Annotated in this window: 14 protein-coding genes and 1 riboswitch; of the genes, 5 read left to right on the top strand and 9 right to left on the bottom strand. The window is 45.8% G+C overall.

Features of this window, described 5'->3' with window-relative positions:
• Nucleotides 1-27: 27 nt before the first annotated feature.
• Together BN162_RS12905 and BN162_RS12900 are read right to left on the bottom strand one after the other, a co-directional pair.
• The gene (locus BN162_RS12905; RefSeq protein ID WP_020225541.1) at nucleotides 28-840 is read right to left on the bottom strand and encodes a PTS system mannose/fructose/sorbose family transporter subunit IID; all 813 of its coding nucleotides are present in this window, start codon (nucleotides 838-840) and stop codon (nucleotides 28-30) included.
• Complete coding sequence (locus BN162_RS12900; RefSeq protein ID WP_020225540.1) at nucleotides 833-1,627, bottom strand: PTS mannose/fructose/sorbose/N-acetylgalactosamine transporter subunit IIC; 795 nt, start codon at nucleotides 1,625-1,627, stop codon at nucleotides 833-835. Before BN162_RS12900 ends, BN162_RS12905 begins: the two co-directional genes overlap by 8 nt.
• Before the next feature lie 202 nt (nucleotides 1,628-1,829).
• On the opposite strand from BN162_RS12900, the gene BN162_RS12895 reads away from it, so the two are divergent.
• The 4 genes from BN162_RS12895 to BN162_RS12880 all read left to right on the top strand — a co-directional run bounded on the left by BN162_RS12895 (nucleotide 1,830) and on the right by BN162_RS12880 (nucleotide 6,759).
• Nucleotides 1,830-2,555 carry a GntR family transcriptional regulator gene (locus BN162_RS12895; protein WP_020225539.1) on the top strand — a complete coding sequence of 242 codons (726 nt, stop codon included), beginning with the start codon at nucleotides 1,830-1,832 and terminating at the stop codon, nucleotides 2,553-2,555.
• Nucleotides 2,556-3,191: 636 nt separating this feature from the next.
• Complete coding sequence (locus BN162_RS12890; protein ID WP_020225538.1) at nucleotides 3,192-3,749, top strand: nitroreductase family protein; 558 nt, start codon at nucleotides 3,192-3,194, stop codon at nucleotides 3,747-3,749.
• Nucleotides 3,750-3,930: 181 nt separating this feature from the next.
• Nucleotides 3,931-6,492, top strand: coding sequence for a heavy metal translocating P-type ATPase (locus BN162_RS12885; protein ID WP_020225537.1), 2,562 nt, complete (start codon nucleotides 3,931-3,933; stop codon nucleotides 6,490-6,492).
• A complete protein-coding gene (locus BN162_RS12880) occupies nucleotides 6,493-6,759 on the top strand; it encodes a metal-sensing transcriptional repressor (RefSeq protein ID WP_020225536.1) in 267 nt (88 codons plus the stop codon).
• A 543-nt stretch (nucleotides 6,760-7,302) separates the two neighbouring features.
• Here the strand turns inward: BN162_RS12880 and BN162_RS12875 are convergent.
• Both BN162_RS12875 and BN162_RS12865 read right to left on the bottom strand, forming a co-directional pair.
• Entirely contained in the window at nucleotides 7,303-7,764 is a 462-nt protein-coding gene (locus BN162_RS12875; RefSeq protein ID WP_020225534.1) for a pyridoxamine 5'-phosphate oxidase family protein, read from the bottom strand.
• A gap of 479 nt (nucleotides 7,765-8,243) precedes the next feature.
• A complete protein-coding gene (locus BN162_RS12865) occupies nucleotides 8,244-8,885 on the bottom strand; it encodes an ECF transporter S component (protein ID WP_020225531.1) in 642 nt (213 codons plus the stop codon).
• An 85-nt stretch (nucleotides 8,886-8,970) separates the two neighbouring features.
• Nucleotides 8,971-9,083, bottom strand: a riboswitch (FMN riboswitch).
• A 243-nt stretch (nucleotides 9,084-9,326) separates the two neighbouring features.
• On the opposite strand from BN162_RS12865, the gene BN162_RS12860 reads away from it, so the two are divergent.
• Nucleotides 9,327-11,909, top strand: a complete 2,583-nt coding sequence (locus tag BN162_RS12860) for an NYN domain-containing protein (RefSeq protein ID WP_020225530.1) — start codon at nucleotides 9,327-9,329, stop codon at nucleotides 11,907-11,909.
• 470 nt (nucleotides 11,910-12,379) lie between these two features.
• Here the strand turns inward: BN162_RS12860 and BN162_RS12855 are convergent, their stop codons facing one another.
• From BN162_RS12855 to BN162_RS12835, 5 genes are all read right to left on the bottom strand, one after another.
• Nucleotides 12,380-13,210 (bottom strand): class I SAM-dependent methyltransferase, encoded by an 831-nt coding sequence (locus BN162_RS12855; protein WP_040452092.1) that lies wholly within the window; start codon nucleotides 13,208-13,210, stop codon nucleotides 12,380-12,382.
• A 352-nt stretch (nucleotides 13,211-13,562) separates the two neighbouring features.
• Nucleotides 13,563-14,054, bottom strand: coding sequence for a hypothetical protein (locus BN162_RS12850; RefSeq protein WP_147612195.1), 492 nt, complete (start codon nucleotides 14,052-14,054; stop codon nucleotides 13,563-13,565).
• A gap of 363 nt (nucleotides 14,055-14,417) precedes the next feature.
• On the bottom strand, nucleotides 14,418-14,921 hold the full coding sequence (locus BN162_RS12845) for a hypothetical protein (RefSeq protein WP_020225527.1): 504 nt from the start codon (nucleotides 14,919-14,921) through the stop codon (nucleotides 14,418-14,420).
• A 397-nt stretch (nucleotides 14,922-15,318) separates the two neighbouring features.
• Nucleotides 15,319-16,083 carry a hypothetical protein gene (locus BN162_RS12840; protein ID WP_020225526.1) on the bottom strand — a complete coding sequence of 255 codons (765 nt, stop codon included), beginning with the start codon at nucleotides 16,081-16,083 and terminating at the stop codon, nucleotides 15,319-15,321.
• Nucleotides 16,084-16,436: 353 nt separating this feature from the next.
• Nucleotides 16,437-18,179 (bottom strand): N-acyl-D-amino-acid deacylase family protein, encoded by a 1,743-nt coding sequence (locus BN162_RS12835; RefSeq protein ID WP_020225525.1) that lies wholly within the window; start codon nucleotides 18,177-18,179, stop codon nucleotides 16,437-16,439.
• Nucleotides 18,180-18,686 lie beyond the last annotated feature (507 nt).

Genomic DNA, 18,686 nt, shown 5'->3' with positions numbered 1-18,686 from the left:
GGCGTATTCACGCCTGACTGTTTTCAATTACATAATGCCTAACAGAACCATGACGGCAGCCAGACCCAGGATGCCCAGAATCAGCTTGTTGCTGTTCCAGCCTTTGCGGTCAGCCAGCAGCCAGCAGCCCACGGTGACCAGCATCGGTACCAGTGTCGGCATGATCTTGTTCAGGATTTCCTGAATGGAAACGGTCATTTCGCCCGCGGTGAAGACAAATTTAATCGGAGCCGCAACGGTTGTGGAAGCGACGCCGCCGATAACGATCAGACCGACCATCGTCAGCGCGGTCGTAATCTTATCTTTGATTTCCTTATTCATTAACAGCTTGACGGCATCCATACCTAAGTCATAGCCCTTCATGAACATGAAATATTTTAATGGAATGACCGTACCCAGCCAAGCGATGACAAAGAAGATCGCGCCGATTGGGGAACCGCCGGTTGACAGACCAATTGCGATGGAAAGCAGGATTGGGCTGTACGTCCCCATTAAGATCGAGTCGCCGATACCGGCAAACGGACCCATCAAGGCATTTTTAGTACCCATGATCAGTTCAGCATCGACTTCTCCGCCATTGGCTCTGGCTTCTTCCAAGGCGATGGTGATGCCTGGAATAACGCTGCCTAACTGCGGTTCTGTGTTGAAGAATTGCATATGCCGAGTCAATGCGGCTTTTAGTTCTTCCGGATTATCCCCATATAATTTTTCCAAAGGTTTCGACATCGTATGGCAGAAGGCTAAACCCTGCATACGTTCAAAGTTCTGCGCGCAGTGGTGGAAGAACATCCACGTCCATGCGGCGTTCTTAACGTCCTTGCGGTCCAGTTTCTTACTCATCGTAATCTCCTCCTTCATCTGTGGAAGCGCCAGCGCCGGCTCCGTTATATTTTGCCATAACAAACAGCAGCGCAACGCCGACAGCCATGATGGTCAGTGCCGTTGTGGTCATGCCTGTAGCCTGGGTAATGATCCAGCCCATTAAGAACAGAACGATCATCCACTTTTCGGCAACGATCTGCTTCAGCAGCAGCGCGAAGCCCAAGGCTGGAAGCATCTTGCCGGCAACCTGCAGGAATTGCAGAACGATTGGCGGCAGAGCATTTAAGATCGCTTCCGCAGCCGGAGCGCCGAAGTAGCAGGCAATGGTGACAACCGTAACCCGTTCAGCCAAATGCAGAATTGTACCGCACAGGTTGTTGCGGGCAATACCCGAAACATTGCCCTGTTCCGCACACTTGTCACCCTGGTGTACCCAGTACGAGTTGACCGTCATCGTGAAGTTATGCATTGCGGTTCCCAAAGCGCCTAATGGGATCGCCAGGGCAATCGCCGCTTCCGCGCCGCCGCCGGCCACCATCGCTAACGGAATACCGATGAACGCCGCATAGTTAACATCCGACGGCATCGCACCGCCGGCAACAATCTGACCCAGATACATTGCCTGAACGGCTACGCCGCACAATACGCCGGTGGTGACATCCCCCAAAATCAAACCGACGATGGCGCCAGCCACCAGAGGTCTGCCAACACAGTAGAATCCGCCAGTCGTGCCAAACAGCCACGGTACCTGGTTTCGGCCGAGATAAGCAAAGATGCCTATCAGAAGTGCCTGAATTAAAGACATAAGTTTTTCCTCCCTATTTCTCATAAACCGCTTTCGGTTTATTGCCGTTATCATTGTATTATCATTATTTTAATTTATCAATACAAATTTTGTATTTTTTGGAGAAATTAAGCATATTTTATGAATTTGTATTAGATTAAACCCCTTTCTTTCTTGATATAGTAATACAAATATGCTATGATTGATCCAGAAGGTGAAATTCATGGCAGGAAAAAAACAAACACGCATCCCCCGTTACAAACAAATTGAGAACGATTTAATTGATAAAATCAACAGCGGCGTTTATGTTACGGATGATCTGCTTCCCACCGAAGCCGAGTTATCCAAGGAATACAACGTATCGCGCGTTACTGTCCGTCAGGCTTTGGGCAATCTGACTGCCAAAGGTTATATTTACCGCAACCAGGGCAGCGGTTCCTTTGTGGCTAAACCCAACGTCATTCAGCGCACTCCGCTGATCAAAAGCTTCAGCGATGATATGCGGGATATGGGCAGAATTCCAAGTTCCATTGTCAATACCTTTTCTGTCACCACGGCAGGGAAAACCGTAGCGCGGATTTTGGGTATCCGGCCGGAAGACCGCATATATTATATTGAACGGACGCGCATGGCGGACGATGTACCGATTATGTTTGAGCGCACCTATATGGCTGTCGATCTGCATCCGGATATGTCGATCAAGATTCTGGAATCCTCAAAATATGACTATGCTGAAAAAAAAGGTTATGACATCGACTGCGATTACCAGAATATCTCAGCGATCTTCCCCCCCGAATACATTGCGGAAATCCTGCGCTGTGATCCAAAAATGCCGATCATCAAAATTGCCAATACCGTTTACATGAAAAGCGGACAAATCTTTGACTTCGATGAACTGTATCTGCACCCTGAGCTGTACCAGCTGAACATTGTTAAACGCCGGGAATAATCTCGGCGTTTTCTTTTCGTATAAGATTTTGAATGACAGAATTTCTGAATATCTGTTCCTTGGCTTTCTTGAATGATTTCTTCAAAAATCGTTGAAAAAGAGTGAATTTTCAGCTGATCATTCATTTTCGGTTTTACTAGTCATAATCATGATATAATATTGGTCATTTTCAAAGAAAATTTTGAACGATTTGATTAAAAAGCACCCGTAAACCGTGAAATTTAGATTTATCTTTCATTTTCAAATTTTCTCGTTATATTATGCTATAATAATTAATTTCATACAATGACAGCTATTCTATAAACGTTATATCTCTTATCCAGGAACTGAAACATAAATGTGATAATGAACATTCAATTTCTTTAAATAATTATGAGATTATATTGCAGTCGGAAGAGGAACGATTCATTCCAGGAGGTATCGAAGGCAGAATGCCGAAAATCAGAAATGACTGAATCGTCCCTCTGTTATTAATATTGCGCAAAATTGAAAAAAACCCCGCAAGTTTTTTAAATTATTGCAAAATTTTTTAAATTTCCTCAGTATCAGCATGATTTATTCTAAGAATTTCATGTTTTTCTCTGCCAAATCCCTTACAATGAAATCAAGCTTACAAATAAGTAGGAGGGTTCAGTGATGGAATTAGAAGAAGTGATCCGACAGCGCAGAAGCATTCGTAAATTTAAATCAACACCCATTGAAGAAGCAAAACTGGAAAAGTTAATTGAAGCCGCAAGGCTGTGTCCATCCGCCAAGAATCGTCAGCCATGGCGGTTCATGATTTTAAAAGCTGAAATCAAAGATCAGATTGCGGACATCATGCTTCAATTATTTGAATCCCATGATGAGAAACTGCCTGGCTATGTCAACAGCTCTCGATACACAGCCGAAATCATCAAAACAGCCCCAGTGTTAATCCTAGTCTTAAGAGAAGCGGATGAACTGTGGACAACTGGTGATTTGTTATCCATCGGCGCAGCGATTGAACATATCGGATTAGCCGCGGTTGACCTCGGTTTGGGTTCATTATGGATTCGGGATACCGAATATACAGAGAAGGAAATTACAGAATTGATCGGCTATCCAGAACTGCAGCTGGTCTCCGCCATCGCTCTGGGTTATCCGGCAGAACACCCTGAACCCCGCCCGCGCAAACCGCAGGAAGCGCTATTGCTTCACTATCGCAAACATTAAGCAACAATGCTGATTTACTTTTATAAAACGACTGAATGAATTATCCGTTTCGTTTCATCCTAATAAAGAGCTTTATGGAAAAGCGCCAAAAAAAGAGAAGGCATCATCATTGACAGAAAAAGCGATGTGCGATATTCTAAAGCTGCACACCCCCTAGGGGTGGGGTATGAGAGGTGATGGAATGAAAAAAACCTACGATGTGACAGGGATGAGCTGTTCTGCCTGCAGCGCCGCTATTGAGCGCAGTGTACGCAAGCTGGATGGGTTAGAACAATGCGATGTTAATTTATTAGCCAATAAGATGACCGTCAGCTTTGATGAAAATCAGCTCAGCAGTGAAACGATTATGCAGACTGTGGAACAGGCGGGATATCACGCGGAAGAACATGGCGCTCCGACAGCTCCCGTTAAAGCGGCGGCAGCAGAGAATCCGATGGAAAAACAGATGAAAACGATGAAGAACCATCTGATCATCTCGGTTGTCTTTATGCTTCCCCTGTTTTACCTGTCGATGGGTCACATGATGGGATGGCCGCTGCCGTCCTTCTTCCTCGGCCATGCGAATACGATGAACTTTGCGCTGACGCAGTTCTTGTTATGCTTGCCGATCGTGATCGTGAACGGGCATTATTTTACCCATGGTTTTAAAAATTTATGGCGGCGTTCGCCGAACATGGATTCGCTGATCGCCATTGGCTCCGCCGCAGCGATCATCTACGGCATCATTGCTCTGTATGAAATCGGCATGGGTCTGGGGACAATGGATATGACCAAAGTTCACAGCTGGGCGATGGATATGTACTTTGAAACGTCCGCGATGATTCTGACTTTGATCACATTGGGCAAATATCTGGAAACACGCTCTAAAGGCAAGACTTCAGAAGCGATTGCCAAGCTGATCGATTTAGCGCCGAAGACCGCCTGGGTTCGCCGCGGTGAAGACTTCACGGAAATTCCGGTAGAAGAGGTTCGGCCAGGGGACCATATCCGTGTTAAACCAGGTCAAAGCGTGCCGGTCGACGGTGTTATCGTACAGGGCAGCGCCGCTTTTGATGAATCGGCGATCACCGGTGAAAGCATTCCGGTGGAGCGCACGATCGGCGAAAAAATCATCGGCGCCACCGTCAATAAAAGCGGTGTCGTGGAGATGGAAGCCACATTAGTCGGGGAAGATACGACCTTGTCGCAGATCATTCGTTTAGTCGAAGAAGCGTCCTCTTCCAAAGCACCGATTGCCAAGCTGGCGGATAAGGTCAGCGGCGTCTTCGTACCGGTCGTCATCACGATTGCCATCGCGGCCGCTGTGATCTGGCTGGCATTGGGAGAATCAATCAGCTTTGCGGTTTCAATCGGGATCGCTGTGCTGGTGATTTCTTGTCCTTGTGCTTTGGGCTTAGCCACGCCGACGGCGATTATGGTGGGAACGGGCAAAGGGGCAGAGAACGGAATTCTGATCAAATCCGGCGAAGCACTGGAAACCGCCCATTCCCTTCAGACCGTGATCCTGGACAAAACCGGTACGGTCACGACCGGCAAGCCGGAAGTTGTCGAGGTCGTCGTCTTAGGTGAAAGCGAGAGTGCCTTACTGAACACTGCGCTGTCCCTGGAAATTGTTTCTGAGCATCCGCTGGCGGAAGCCATCGTTCGCTATGCGAAGCAGCAAAATGCCTCTGCCAAACCAATCGAACAGTTTGAAAACATTGCTGGGCAGGGCGTTTCTGCAACGATCGACAATCAGCCTGCCGCTGCCGGCAATCTTAAAATGATGCAAGCGATGGGGCTGGCCGATGCGCAGATCGAAGAACTGCATCACCAAGCCGCCAGTCAGGGCCGAACGCCGTTGTTCATTGTCCAAAACGGTGCAATTCTAGGCATGATCGCGGTTGCGGATACCATCAAACCAACCAGTCGGGCAGCCGTAGCGGAACTGAAACGCATGGGGATCGACGTCGTGTTGTTAACCGGCGATAATCCGCAGGTCGCTCAGGCGATTGCCCAACAGGCTGGAATTGACAAGGTGATCGCTGAAGTCCTGCCTTCCGATAAGCAGCAGGTCGTCAGTCAGGTTCAGGCCGAGGGCCGCAAGGTTGCGATGATCGGCGACGGCATCAACGATGCTCCGGCACTGGCACAGGCCGATGTCGGAATTGCGATCGGCGCGGGTACTGACGTCGCGATTGAATCCGCGGATATCGTCTTGATGAAAAGCGATCTGTGGGATGCAGTCACGGCGATCAAATTATCCAAAGCGGTTCTGCGCAATATCAAGCAGAATCTGTTCTGGGCTTTGATCTACAACAGCATCGGCATACCGCTGGCCGCCGGCGTCTTCATTCCGATGTTAGGCTGGAAGCTGAATCCGATGTTTGGCGCGGCGGCGATGAGCTTAAGCTCCGTCAGCGTCGTTTCCAATGCCTTGCGGCTGAAATTGTTCTCCAGTCCGCGGCCGACTGAACAAGATGCAGCAACACCGGCGCCGGTCAAACAGGCAGCCGTCAAAAAAATTGAAACCATAACAAAAGGAGAAAAGAACATGACAAAAACAATGATGATCAACGGAATGGCCTGCGCTCATTGCAAGGCCCGCGTCGAAGCCGCACTGAAAGCGGTGGCCGGCGTCGACAATGCGGAAGTAACTTTGGAAGAAAAGAAAGCCGTCGTTTCCTGCAGTCAGCCTGTCGAAGACAGCGCATTGATTCAAGCGGTCACGGATGCCGGCTACGAAGTCGTTTCCGTTGCGTAGATGAAAGCTGATGCTGCACGCACCCTGCAGCTGTTAAAAACAGCCCGGGGTCAGATTGACGGCGTGATCCGAATGGTTGAAGACGACCGTTACTGCATCGACATTTCCAACCAGATTCAGGCTGCTTCGGCCATTTTAGCCAAGGTCAATCAGGAGATCCTAAGCGCCCACATTCACGGCTGCGTCAAAGAAGCGATGCAGGAACAGCCGGAACAGGCGGAAGCCAAGATTGAAGAAGTGCTGGCCATTCTGGATCGTTGCTTATGAAATGAACTTACCGATGAAACGTAAACCCGGGCAATTCCGGGTTTTTCAATGCGGCCGGTTTTAAAGATAAGTCTTTTGATCACACAACACTGCTAGAGCAGCCTTGATATAAGATAATGATGCCTCTGCTGAATTAAGCCGAACCGCCACAATCGGCAGCGGATTCATATCATGCTCTTTCATCAAAGGCTGTTGAAGGAAGCCGCAAAAACAGGTTAAACAAATCAAAGTACATAACCTCCCAAAAGGTACTTGCTGACAAGCGATCTAAAGCAAAGTAAGGGAGGAATGATTCCTCCTTGTCAAACGCTTGAAAAGCCTTGCCTTCTTTTTTAAATAAGTACGTTACGATTTTGCCTTATTCAATTCAACGATCCAGCGCCCCTTGATTTTCATCGTCATTTCCCTATCCATGCTGCTTAGGAGCCGTGGCGCAGGCTGACGATCTGAACAGTCAAACAAAAAAACGGAAGTACCGCTGAGTTCCAGCTGCTTCCGCTTTCGTTTTGCCTTTTGCTTTATTGAAAGTCTAAATGATTCAAGTTACTTTTTATCATAGCTGACAACTTCAGCTGTTTTCTGATCAAAATCAATAAAAATCTGAAACGCGTAGTTATCTTCATCGGTATCCCAGATCTCTACAAACTTCGGCGTAACCTCGATCAAAATCTCATCTTCTTCATGCGAATACGCGTTGTAGCTGCCCCACAGGTACTGCTTATACAGCGTTTCAAACGTTCGCCCCGGCTCGTCAATCACCAGGCCTTTGTTGAGAGCAATCCCCTCCACCTGAACCCCGCCGCAGCACAGCGCAACCCGCGGATTTTGAAACAACTGCTGTGTCTTGCGGAAGTTTTTGTCGGTCTTAAAATAAATCTTCTCGTTATAGAACAGACAGCTGACATTGCGGACCATAACATAATCGTTAACGCTGCTGCCCAAGGCCATAATTTTCCACTGCCCTAGCTGATTAAAAAACCGCTGTTTTGCTTCTTTCAATTCCATTTTTTTCTCTCCTTTAACGTTGATCATAGAGCTGATAAATCATCGAATGGGTGAGGAAATCTGAAATGCCCGTCACTGTTCATCCTCATCCCAGATCTGTACGAATTCCGGCGTGCCCGCACTCAGAATCTCATTTTCCTCATGCAAATACGCAGGGTAACTCTGCCGCAAAGTTTGCTTATACATAGGTTGAAACATCCGTCCCGGACATTGATCATGAATCCTCTGTTTTCCGCTTTGCCTTCTATTGCACGTACATACGGCTATATGCGGATTGCGGAGCAGCTGCCGGGTCTTGCGAAAATTCTTATCCGTTTTGAAAAATATCTTTTCGTTATAGAACAGACAGCTGACATAGCGTACGGCTGGTTGTCCATGCAGTTAGGCCGCGCTATAATTTTCCGTTGATTCAACTTTGCCCACAAAATCCGTTTATTTCTTCAAGGACCATGCTTTATTTTTCCATAGACCTTGCCTCCTTAAATCCATCCCTGCAGGGCCAATGTCACGCAGATTGCGGTCAAAGCGATGAAAAATCCCAACAACACCATGCCCCGGCTGCGTTTTTCCTCATACACTTTTTTCTCAGCCAGACTGGAGCGGCGCAGAATCGTCGCAACCGGCTTATATAGAAATAAGACCAAGCCAGCGTTTAAACTGCTTTTCAGCAAATTGAACGGCAGATATCCCGGCAGCAGCATCATCGCGACCGTTTCGCGGGGAATCTGAAAATAAATTGGGGTGATGATATAATTCCACAAAAGCATACTGGCCGTTGAAGCGATCACACCGGCAGCCAGTCCGAATACCGCGCCGTTTTTCGTCCGGTTATGCTTGTAGATCCAAGCCGCTGTGCAGGCGAACGCGCATGTTGAAATCATGTTCATTACCACGTCCAGCGGCGTGCCGCCGCGATAGAAGATCTCCAGCCCGGAACAGACTGCGCTCATGATCAGCGATGTCATCGGTCCATACATCAGACCGCCGATCACGATTACAACATCCTTCGGATCGTAATTTAAAAAGGAAACGGTCGGAATCATCGGAAACCGGATGACCAGATTGAGCGCCAGCGCCATCGCGCAAAGTACCCCCACGGTCGTCATTTTCTTTGTACTCATGTTATCCCTCCTGTCAACAAAGAAAAACGTGCCTAAAATATCATTCAGGTACGTTTTTTTGCTTTCAATAAGGATAAAACAAAAAATGTGCTTCTTTATCCAGACTTTAACTGTTGCTACCGGAATTGCACCGGTTCGGCCCGAAGGTTCGCGGAGTATACCGCCAGTAGAGAATTTCACTCGACCCCTGAAGTTTTTATTCTATGCACATTTATCATACACCTCGCTTCTAAGTGCTGTAAAGACTTTAACGCTTAATTTGTCAACTTTTTCTCATACCCAAGCACCCGGCTTAATCCCGAGCAAACCAAAACTGTCAATAAAATACTGCCGCCCTTGATCTGCGATGTTTATTCAAAATCCATCATCACGATGGACACAGTTTTCCTTGCTGACTGTAAAAGACTTGAACAATCCCTGAAAGTGAAATACAATTTTCTTATGAAATCGATTATTCTTGGCGCCCTGGCGCACGTCGACGCCGGCAAGACCACTCTGTCGGAAAGTCTTCTTTATCTATCCCATCAAATTCGTAAGCGCGGCCGCGTGGATCATCAGGATACCGTTCTGGATTATGACCGGCAGGAACGCAGCCGGGGGATTACCATCTTTTTAAAGCAAGCCCGTTTCCCCTGGAAAGAGACCGAATTCACACTCCTCGATACTCCCGGCCATATTGACTTCAGTGCCGAAATGGAACGCACGCTGCAGGTGCTCGATTACGCGGTCGTTCTGATCAGCGGCATGGACGGCGTTCAGGCGCACACGCACACGATCTGGAAGCTGTTGGAAACCTATCATGTTCCAGCGTTTGTGTTTGTCAACAAGATGGATATCGCCTATACGGATGCCGCGGCGTTCATAACGGCACTGCAGAAACAGTTGGATCCGCGGATCTTGGATTTTACGCATGTGGAAGAACAGATGGAAAACATCGCGATGCAGCGGGATGATCTGCTGGAAAGCTACCTGGAAAACGGAACGTTATCCGTCAAACAGATCCAGAGCGCCGTGGCCGACCGATCCCTGTTTCCCTGTTATTTTGGTTCCGCGCTTAAAGGCGAGGGGGTTGAAGCCTTGCTGGACGGACTCGATGCCTACACACAGGAAAAAATTTATCCCGAAGCCTTTGGAGCCCGTGTCTTTAAAGTGTCCCGTGACCGTCAGGGTACGCGGTTAACCCAAGTCAAAATCACCGGCGGGACCCTCAAAGCCAAGCAGGTGCTGGACAATGGGGAAAAGGTCGATCAGCTGCGGCTGTATTCAGGTGAACAGTTCACCATGGTCAATGAAGTGTCAGCCGGTCATGTCTGTTGTCTGAAAGGCCCGATGAAGCTGGGAATTCATGATGGCCTGGGTTTTGAGCAGCCCGCCCGTTCCCCGATTCTTTCGGCCTGTCTGAGCTACAGTCTGATTCCGCCGCAGGGCTGCGATCCCTTTGCCCTGTACCGCCAGCTGAAACAGCTGGAGGAAGAGGATCCCCAGCTGCACCTGCAGTTTCATGCCCCAACTCAGGAAATTCACATTCAGATGATGGGCAATGTCCAGATTGAAATTCTAAAACAGCTGATCAGTGATCGCTTCCATCTGGATGTAGAGCTGGATGAAGGCAAGATCAACTATAAAGAAACGATTCTGGAGCCGGTGGAAGGCGTTGGTCATTATGAACCGCTGCGCCATTATGCGGAAGTTCATCTGTTGTTAGAACCGCTGCCGCCCGGCTCCGGGATTCAGATTACTTCGGATTGCCCGGTTGACTTCTTAGCTCTGCCATGGCAGAAAATGGTACTCAACTGTCTGGATGAAATGGAAGTGCCGGGGGTTTTAACCGGATCGCCGATCACCGATATCAAAATCACCTTGATCGCCGGCAAAGCTCATATCAAGCATACTGAAGGCGGCGATTTCCGCCAGGCAACCCTGCGTGCTCTGCGTCAGGGACTGCGCTCCGTTTCCTGTCAGCTGCTGGAGCCCATCTATCAATTTCGGATGGAACTGCCTTCGGGTCAGCTTAGCCGGGCAATGTTTGATTTGGAAAGAATGCAGGCCCAATCGTCCATCGCACAAACGCGGGAAGAAACCGTAATTCTTGAAGGAACGGCTCCAGTAGCCAAAATGCGCAATTACCAGGCGGAACTGACCGCTTACACCCATGGCTTAGGCCGCTTAACCTGTACCTTTGATGGTTATCAGCCCTGCGCTGATCAGGAGGCTGTAATCGAAGCCATCGGTTATGACTGCGACGGCGATCTGGATTTTCCTGCCGATTCGATTTTCTGCAGCCACGGCGCCGGCTTCCTTGTCCGGTATGATGAAGTCAGCGAACACATGCATCTGGAAGCCCAGTGGCATCCGAAGACCCCTCTCAGCAGCGATTCCGGTTATCATCATAACCGTTATACGGTTGATGACGCCGAACTGAAACGGGTCATGGAGCGAACGCACAAGCCGAAAGAAAAAGCTGCCGTTCACTCACCAGTCCGGCGCAAGGAAATGCCGGAGCATGTTGAAATTCTGCAGCAGCAGCCCAAGACAAAATGTTTGTTAGTGGACGGCTACAACATGATTCATTCCTGGAGTGAACTCATTCCCCTGGCTGAGGCAGATCTTTCGGCAGCCCGTGAACAGCTGATCCAGCGGCTTTCCAGCTTCCAGGGAACTCGAACGGGAATCCTGATCATCGTCTTTGATGCCTATCAGGTTAAAGACAATCCCGGCTCCATTCAAAAGCTGCATAATCTTTATGTTGTCTATACGAAAACGTCTCAGACCGCGGATTCCTATATCGAAAAAGCAACGCATAAGCTTGCCGATCAATTTGAAGTGACCGTCGCGACGTCCGACGGCATGGAACAGCTGATCATTCTGGGGCAGGGCGCAATGCGGCTCAGTTCCCGTGAACTGGAAGCACAGGTCAATCAGCTGCGTCATCAACATCGCCTGCAGGAACAAAGAAATTTGGAGCCTCACCGGCCGTTAAAAGAACTAAAAACCCTGCTTCCCGATCCCGATGAGGATCAATAACGCTCTTTCCTGACTTCAAATTGAAGGAACAGAGTCTAAAAAGCGCAGATCCAACAGCTTTGTCGGCTTCCGATCTGCGTTTTCATTTTTTATTGATTGAAAGTAATAAAACCGCTTAACCGTCTACGGACGTTTTTGCGGGGCGCTCCGCTAACCCGTATGAAATCAAGATTTGCCCATATGCCCTAAAAAAACGCTACGCTTTGCAACGTATGCTTGTAAAGTTGGACGGCAGAAAAGTAAAATCGGCAAGCCCTTGTCCAGCTTGCCGACAAGCCCCACAACAAATTCCCCTCAAATCAACTCTCGAAAAGCGAATGATGAGTTTCATACCCGGATCGAAAAGAGCCTGCAATAAAACTTTAGATCATTAAATTTCCTGATAGAAGCGCCTTTTTGAAGTCAAGCCGTGAGAGGTGAAAACAGCCAGATAGCCTAGTGCGGCATATACCAATAATGCATAGGTATGCCTACTTTGTAAAAACACCGCAAATCGTTTCGTCATTGTCCGATAATGGCTTTCCCGCAACGTCACCATAGAATTCAAAACTGCTGAAGCCTACGGTTTGAATTTCCGATAACAACTTTTCTTTGGTGAAGAAATGATCCCATATATTGTAGCACTTTATTGATTCGTCGGTCACAACAACACATTGGCGCAGCTCTGTGGCATCCTCATCATCATACTGGTATACAGCCTCCAGACAAATATGCGGCTTTTCACACCAAAAACCGCCTTCCTCGTGGCATTGCCAAGTACGGCTTTCTTTTTTTCTCATTTTTGGCGTAAAAACATCAACAATAAACTTTCCGTTTTGTCTTAACGCCTTATATATCTTATTTAATAAAAGAAGCCTGTCCGCTTTCGGCAACACGGCATAATCGCAGTAGATCAACGTGACGACATCAAATTGATTTTTGTAATCTATTGTCAGATAATTCTGATAATGGTACTCAATAGGACTGTTTTGCTGTATCGCTTGTTCTTTTGCATAGGCGATTGAACGGCTGGAAAAATCCACGCCTGCGACGCGATATCCAGCCTTGTGAAACCGCTGTGCATAAAGGCCGGGACCGCAGCCCAGATCCAGTAAGGACTTATATTGGGCTGGCGGCGCAATTTTAGAAATCCATTGAACCGACCGGTCAAGAAATTCATGCTTTCGAGTTGCCGCATCCTCCTGCGGATTGAGATGTGCCGCCAGCATCCCTTTGGATATATGTTCGTCGTTCCAGAACTCTCCAGTGCTAGAAGCATATAATTGCGGCTTTATAAGAAAACCGCTTAATTGTCGAATCATTAATATTCTCCTTTTGGTCTATGTCAAACTGCTTATGCTATTTAATCAAGACGCGTCCATGTTATGTTTTGATAAGTAAAATTACTGACTACCTTTCCCCGCCTAAGGTGAATTCATTTTCATTCTAAAGCTCTGCTTTATAAAAGTCAAATTCAGAGCGTCGCTGTTAAAAATCGTTGCTTGTTTCTACAACCCTTGATCATGCTTTTGTAAAGATGGGCGGCATTGGACAATGGCCAATATATAAACTGATCCTTTCGGCAAAAACCCAGTAGCGCTGGTTTTCCAGCTTATTGAGAAGTCTGAATTAGCTGAGAAAACATCTATTTTCTATAACTCATATCACAAAGCGTTATTCCACGCTGTTCATCCAAAGCCTGAATCCGCTGATCTGCGCCTGTTCTTCCGCTTCAGTTAACACCTTTGAACTGTACCGATCTTCGATTCTATGCGTCTTGATGATTTTCGCTCCCTGTTTATAGTGAACCGATGGAAATTTCGTAATGGAATACCGTTCCATCAACGCAATAAAGTCCAATGCGGCCTGTTCCTGTTTTGCCGACGCGTTCATCAGCGCCTCTGTGTCCAGAAAATAGTAAGCGCTGGCTTGATGAAGTTTCAGCGTTTGCGTATCCTGAATAATCGCCTGACAGGTGATGTCTTTAGCACCGCAGTACAGAATAAAATAGTTCTCATCGGTGTCCATCAAACTTTCCAGTTCATCCTCAGTAATCGTCTGCATCTGCGGCGAACGGCTGATCTCAGCGCCTAAGCTGGATCTCTTTACCGCGGTGCAGCTGATTAAAAACAGGCAAACCGCGGCCATAACTATTGTTTTTCTCATAAAATTCATCCTCTGTTTCTATAAAACCTGCGGCGATGTTTAAAATAATTTGAAAATCTGAAATAAAAGACGAAGTGCCCTGATGGACCTGCTTCGTCTTCTCTATTTATTTCATTGGCTGAGAATGCAGCGTTATCAATTCAAGCTAAGCCTGAATTGGAAGCCTCGCTTCTTCTCTTTTTGATATAGTAATAAAACCAAAGACCTGATTTATTCGCTTCGCCCTTCCTCATCCTTGTCCATTGGTATGTCCTCTCCAGACTCACTTTCTATTCATTCAGAAATGAAAACCGGCTCCGGTAAGGATTAAATAAATGATTACTCCGACAATGAAGCCATAAATGAATATTTTCTTATTTACTTTCATCGGTAGATACAAAAGTAATATTCCTGAGAATATGGAGGATAATAGTCACATGTAATTGTAGTTGAACCGGTATAAGGCTTATTTAAAACATTTTCGATCGCTTGCGCAACCCAGAATGCCCCTGATTCTCCTGTTACCGCAATCACTATCCCATCTATAACAGTACTTGTTAAATATCCAACTATGGCTCCTCCCAAAAATACTGCAATTGTCGAAACCGATCTTGGTTCAGCTGTCAAAGAATCTCCGTCCGGTATTTCCATTCTGACAATATTGTTATTTTTATCAACAATATATGTTAAAGATTGTCCTTTATAAGGCGAATCAACGCCTGTCTCGTAGGCTAATAAGTCTAGGCTTTCTTCTGAAAATTCCTCATTATTCTTCCACAAACTTGCATTGACAGAATTAGCACCTACATTGGTAATAGAAACGGAGAATAGTAAAAACATTAATAAAATTTTCTTCATATTTACCCCGCTCTCTAATTTCAAAATCATTTTTATAACCTTCTGTAACGTGCATGTACTTCTGATCTTAATTATCCTTGTCCATTGGTATGCCCTCTCCAGACTCACTTTCTATTCATGATTCAATTTAAGTATTTTCTTTTCAGTTTCCTCTCCCCGTTCTGGTAACGAAGAAGGAAACGACTTAAAATTCGAGCAGCACCTTTTTCATGAGAACCTCCTGTGAGATCGATCGGATCTTTCTGCTTGATCCTCATCTCTTTCTTTATCTATATCATAAACGATTATGAATTAGAAAACAGTCTGTTTTTTTAAATTTTTCTTGTATAATTAAAGTATTGAGGGCAAAGAAAATCTTATTTATATAATCTTTAAACAAACAGAATACTCGCTTTTGAGTATCCTGTTTTGATTACAATCAATAAATTTATTGTACAAAATATTTCAGCTGATATTTCCCAATTTCATTTTCGAGGATAATATAATGTTCGCCTACTTCATTTGGAAAACGCTCTATTGCTCGGCCGTTCTCATAGGCAGTAAAACCCTCTGAAATAAAGTCATAATCCTTTATAGAATTATAGGATGGTATCCACCCATCATAATATTCTCCTGTTATTGTATAATTTTCATTCTCAATAAGTAGCGGCACTAGGCTAAAAACACCACTGTTATTCTTAAATATAACTAATACTCCGTCAAAATACTGATGCATAGCGGATCCTATAATTGGGTCTTGACTTGGAAGATAACCATATAAAATAGAATCACCGTTTACTTTCATTTCAATCGTACAATCACTCGTAACTTCTTTATAAAAGTATTGTTCATTTTCGTCATTAGTAATCATCATAATAGTATTATAGCCTCCGGCACCATGAACAATTTCATAATCCGTACTCATTTTATGATTTTGAATTAACTCTATAAATTGCTTTGCGGCTTGCTTATTAAGGGTCACAAAGACATGAGATCCAATATCACTTTGTTGCAAAGTAAGCGCCACAACATTATTGGGAATTAAGTCTTTAAAAATGATATTCCCCTTTGGGAAAGCATATGGAGTTTTATCAGTAATTGAAGGCATAGGAGTAATCCTAGGTTCAGCTGAAATAGAGGGTTGTATTTCAGCAGGCTTTTCACATCCTGTTAATAAAATTAGACATAGTATCCAAAGTATCCGTTTTAACATATTTGATAATTCTCTCTATTCTCAAAATCATTTTTATGATCTTCTGCAACGTGCATAAACTTCTGGTCTTAATTATCCTTGTCCATTGGTATGCCCTCTTTAGACTCACTTTCTATTTATGATTCAATTCAAGTGTTTTCTTTTTAATTTCCTTTCCCTACTCTGAGAACGAAGAAGGAAACGGCTTAAAATTCGAGCAGCACCTTTTTCATGAGAATCTCCTGTGAGATCGAGCGGATCTTTCTGCTTGATCCTCTTCGCTTTCTTTATATATCATAAACGATTAGTCTGGTTTTTCTTAAAATTTTTTCCCGTAGAATTAAAGTATCGAGGGCAGCGAAGCAGGCTGCCTTTTATTGTCGGTTCTTCCTTAACATCCGTCCAGCCGCCGTCTGCGTATGGTGCTTATGATCAATCGTCACAACGCCGTTGACCAGAACATAATCAATGCCTTCCGGATATTGAAAGACATCTGCATCCCGATCATAGCTGTGCAGCTGTTCCCGATCCAGAATCACAATATCTGCATAAGCGCCGGTTTCAAGCACTCCCCGTTTTTCAATACCAAAACGTTCGGCTGGTTTCTGCGTGATTCTGCGTATCAATTCTTCCAGCGGCAGCTGCTTCTGATAACGCGTCAAATAACGGATGATAAAGCTGAAATTCATCGGATTCGGGGTCATCTGAATATCTTCATTTAATCCAAAGTTCATGGTTTTATCTCCGGTAAAGCCATCTGAGCAAGGCATCGCAAGACGGTGCATGCACAGGATATCATTGGATTCGACAGCTCCCGGCATCGCCATTTCAGCCCCCATATCGCAGTCTTCCGCAAACAAATCCATCACCAGATCCAGCGGATTCTGCTTTCGTTCTTCGGCATAAGCATAGAGATTCTTTCCGATGTGCGCAGCGTTTTCATGCCGAGAAATCGTCAGGATCGGATATATACTGCTCATCAGATTCCGATGATCCAAAAATGGATAATGACCGGCTTCCACGACGGTGTGGATCATTTTGCGGAAATCCGGAACTTTGAAATTTTCTGCCAGATGCTGACGGCTGCCGCTCATTAAGACAAACGGTCGCAGAAATGTCGCAAAATAGGGTACAGTCATATCCATGCTGTAAGGGGAAGGAATCACATCATAGCTGAGATCACAGCCCTGCTTTTCCATCTCTTCAAAATAAGCCAGTGTTTTCCGCGCCGCTTCTGCATTTGTCTTTTCATCAACACCCATGCCCAGCGTATGCACATGCGAAACATTGGCGCGCACGCCGGCAGCCATGGCCTGTTTCAGCATATCCTCATAACCGCCCATGCGGTCAGGTTTGCCCTCACTGTCAGTGTTGCGGGTGTGCGAAGCAAATATCCCGTCATATTCCTTGACTATTTTCAGCATTCTGACCGTTTCATCAAATGTCGCAAACGGTCCTGGGACATATTGCGGATCCGTTCCGGTTGATAAACCGAAAGCTCCGTCTTCCAAACATTGACGAGTTAATTCTTCCATTTTTACGATTTCTTCTTCCGTGGCCTCTCGGCAGCAGTCCATACCCATAACTGTTCCGCGGATCGCACTGTAACCCGCTAAAGAAGCGATGTTGCCATCCAGCGGCTGCTCATCACATTTGTCCAGATATTCCTTGAATGAATGCCAGTCCATATCAATGCCATATTGTTCTTTTAAGGCCTTCACCGCTTTTTCTTTCGGCAAAAGCAGCGCTGTCATTGTAAAATAGGAAGGTTCTGCCTGAAAAGCCACCTTGGGATCAATAATCGCGCTGCGGTACAGCTCATCCCCCACCGGACCATACGAATGTCCGCAGTTGCCTCCCACCACGGTCGTCACGCCTTGCATCAGATAATTCGTCATCGACGGCTGAAATAAAACAGATAAATCAGAATGAGAATGCGGATCAATAAAACCCGGTGTGATCACTTTGCCTTCTGCCAGAATTTCCTGCTTTGCGGACTCCTGGCTCAGATCTCCGATCGCACAGATCCGATCTCCAACTATCCCTACATCACCAATTCTGCCTGGCTTCCCTGTTCCATCGACGATCAATCCGCCGCGGATAAGAATATCAAACATAACTAATCCCTCCCTTTTTCCTTCATTATAGACCGGAACTTCCGGAATCCAAAGCAAATTCATCAACTTCATCAACGAAAAAAGAGAACAGCTTCAGATCGCCATTCTCTCTCATCATTTAACTTTTCGTTTCTAATTTCTCTAAGCTTTTCCTTGGACAGCGGACATAACTTAAAGTGAAATTCTAACTTCATTTTCTGAATCTGTTATTTCTTTTAGAAACTGATTTTTTTCATTCCTGTGATCTTCAAAATCTAGCTTATCACCTTCTTTTGAAATTCAAGTTATGAAAATCTATTTTTTCTTGTCCATTGGTCTGTCCTCTCCAGACTCACTTTCTATTTTTAATTCTTTGTTTTTGCAATTTGAGATTCAGTTCCCTCTCCTTGTTCTGGTAACAAAGAAGGGAACGGCTTAATATTCGAGAAGTACCTTCTTCATGAGAACCTCCTTTTGAGACCACGGGATCTTACTACTTGATCCTCATCTCTTTCTACACCCATATAA

The sequence above is a fragment of the Holdemania massiliensis AP2 genome, from assembly GCF_000327285.1.
Taxonomy (GTDB): Bacteria; Bacillota_I; Bacilli_A; order Erysipelotrichales; family Erysipelotrichaceae; genus Holdemania; species Holdemania massiliensis.
This window is presented reverse-complemented; position numbering and strand designations above follow the sequence as displayed.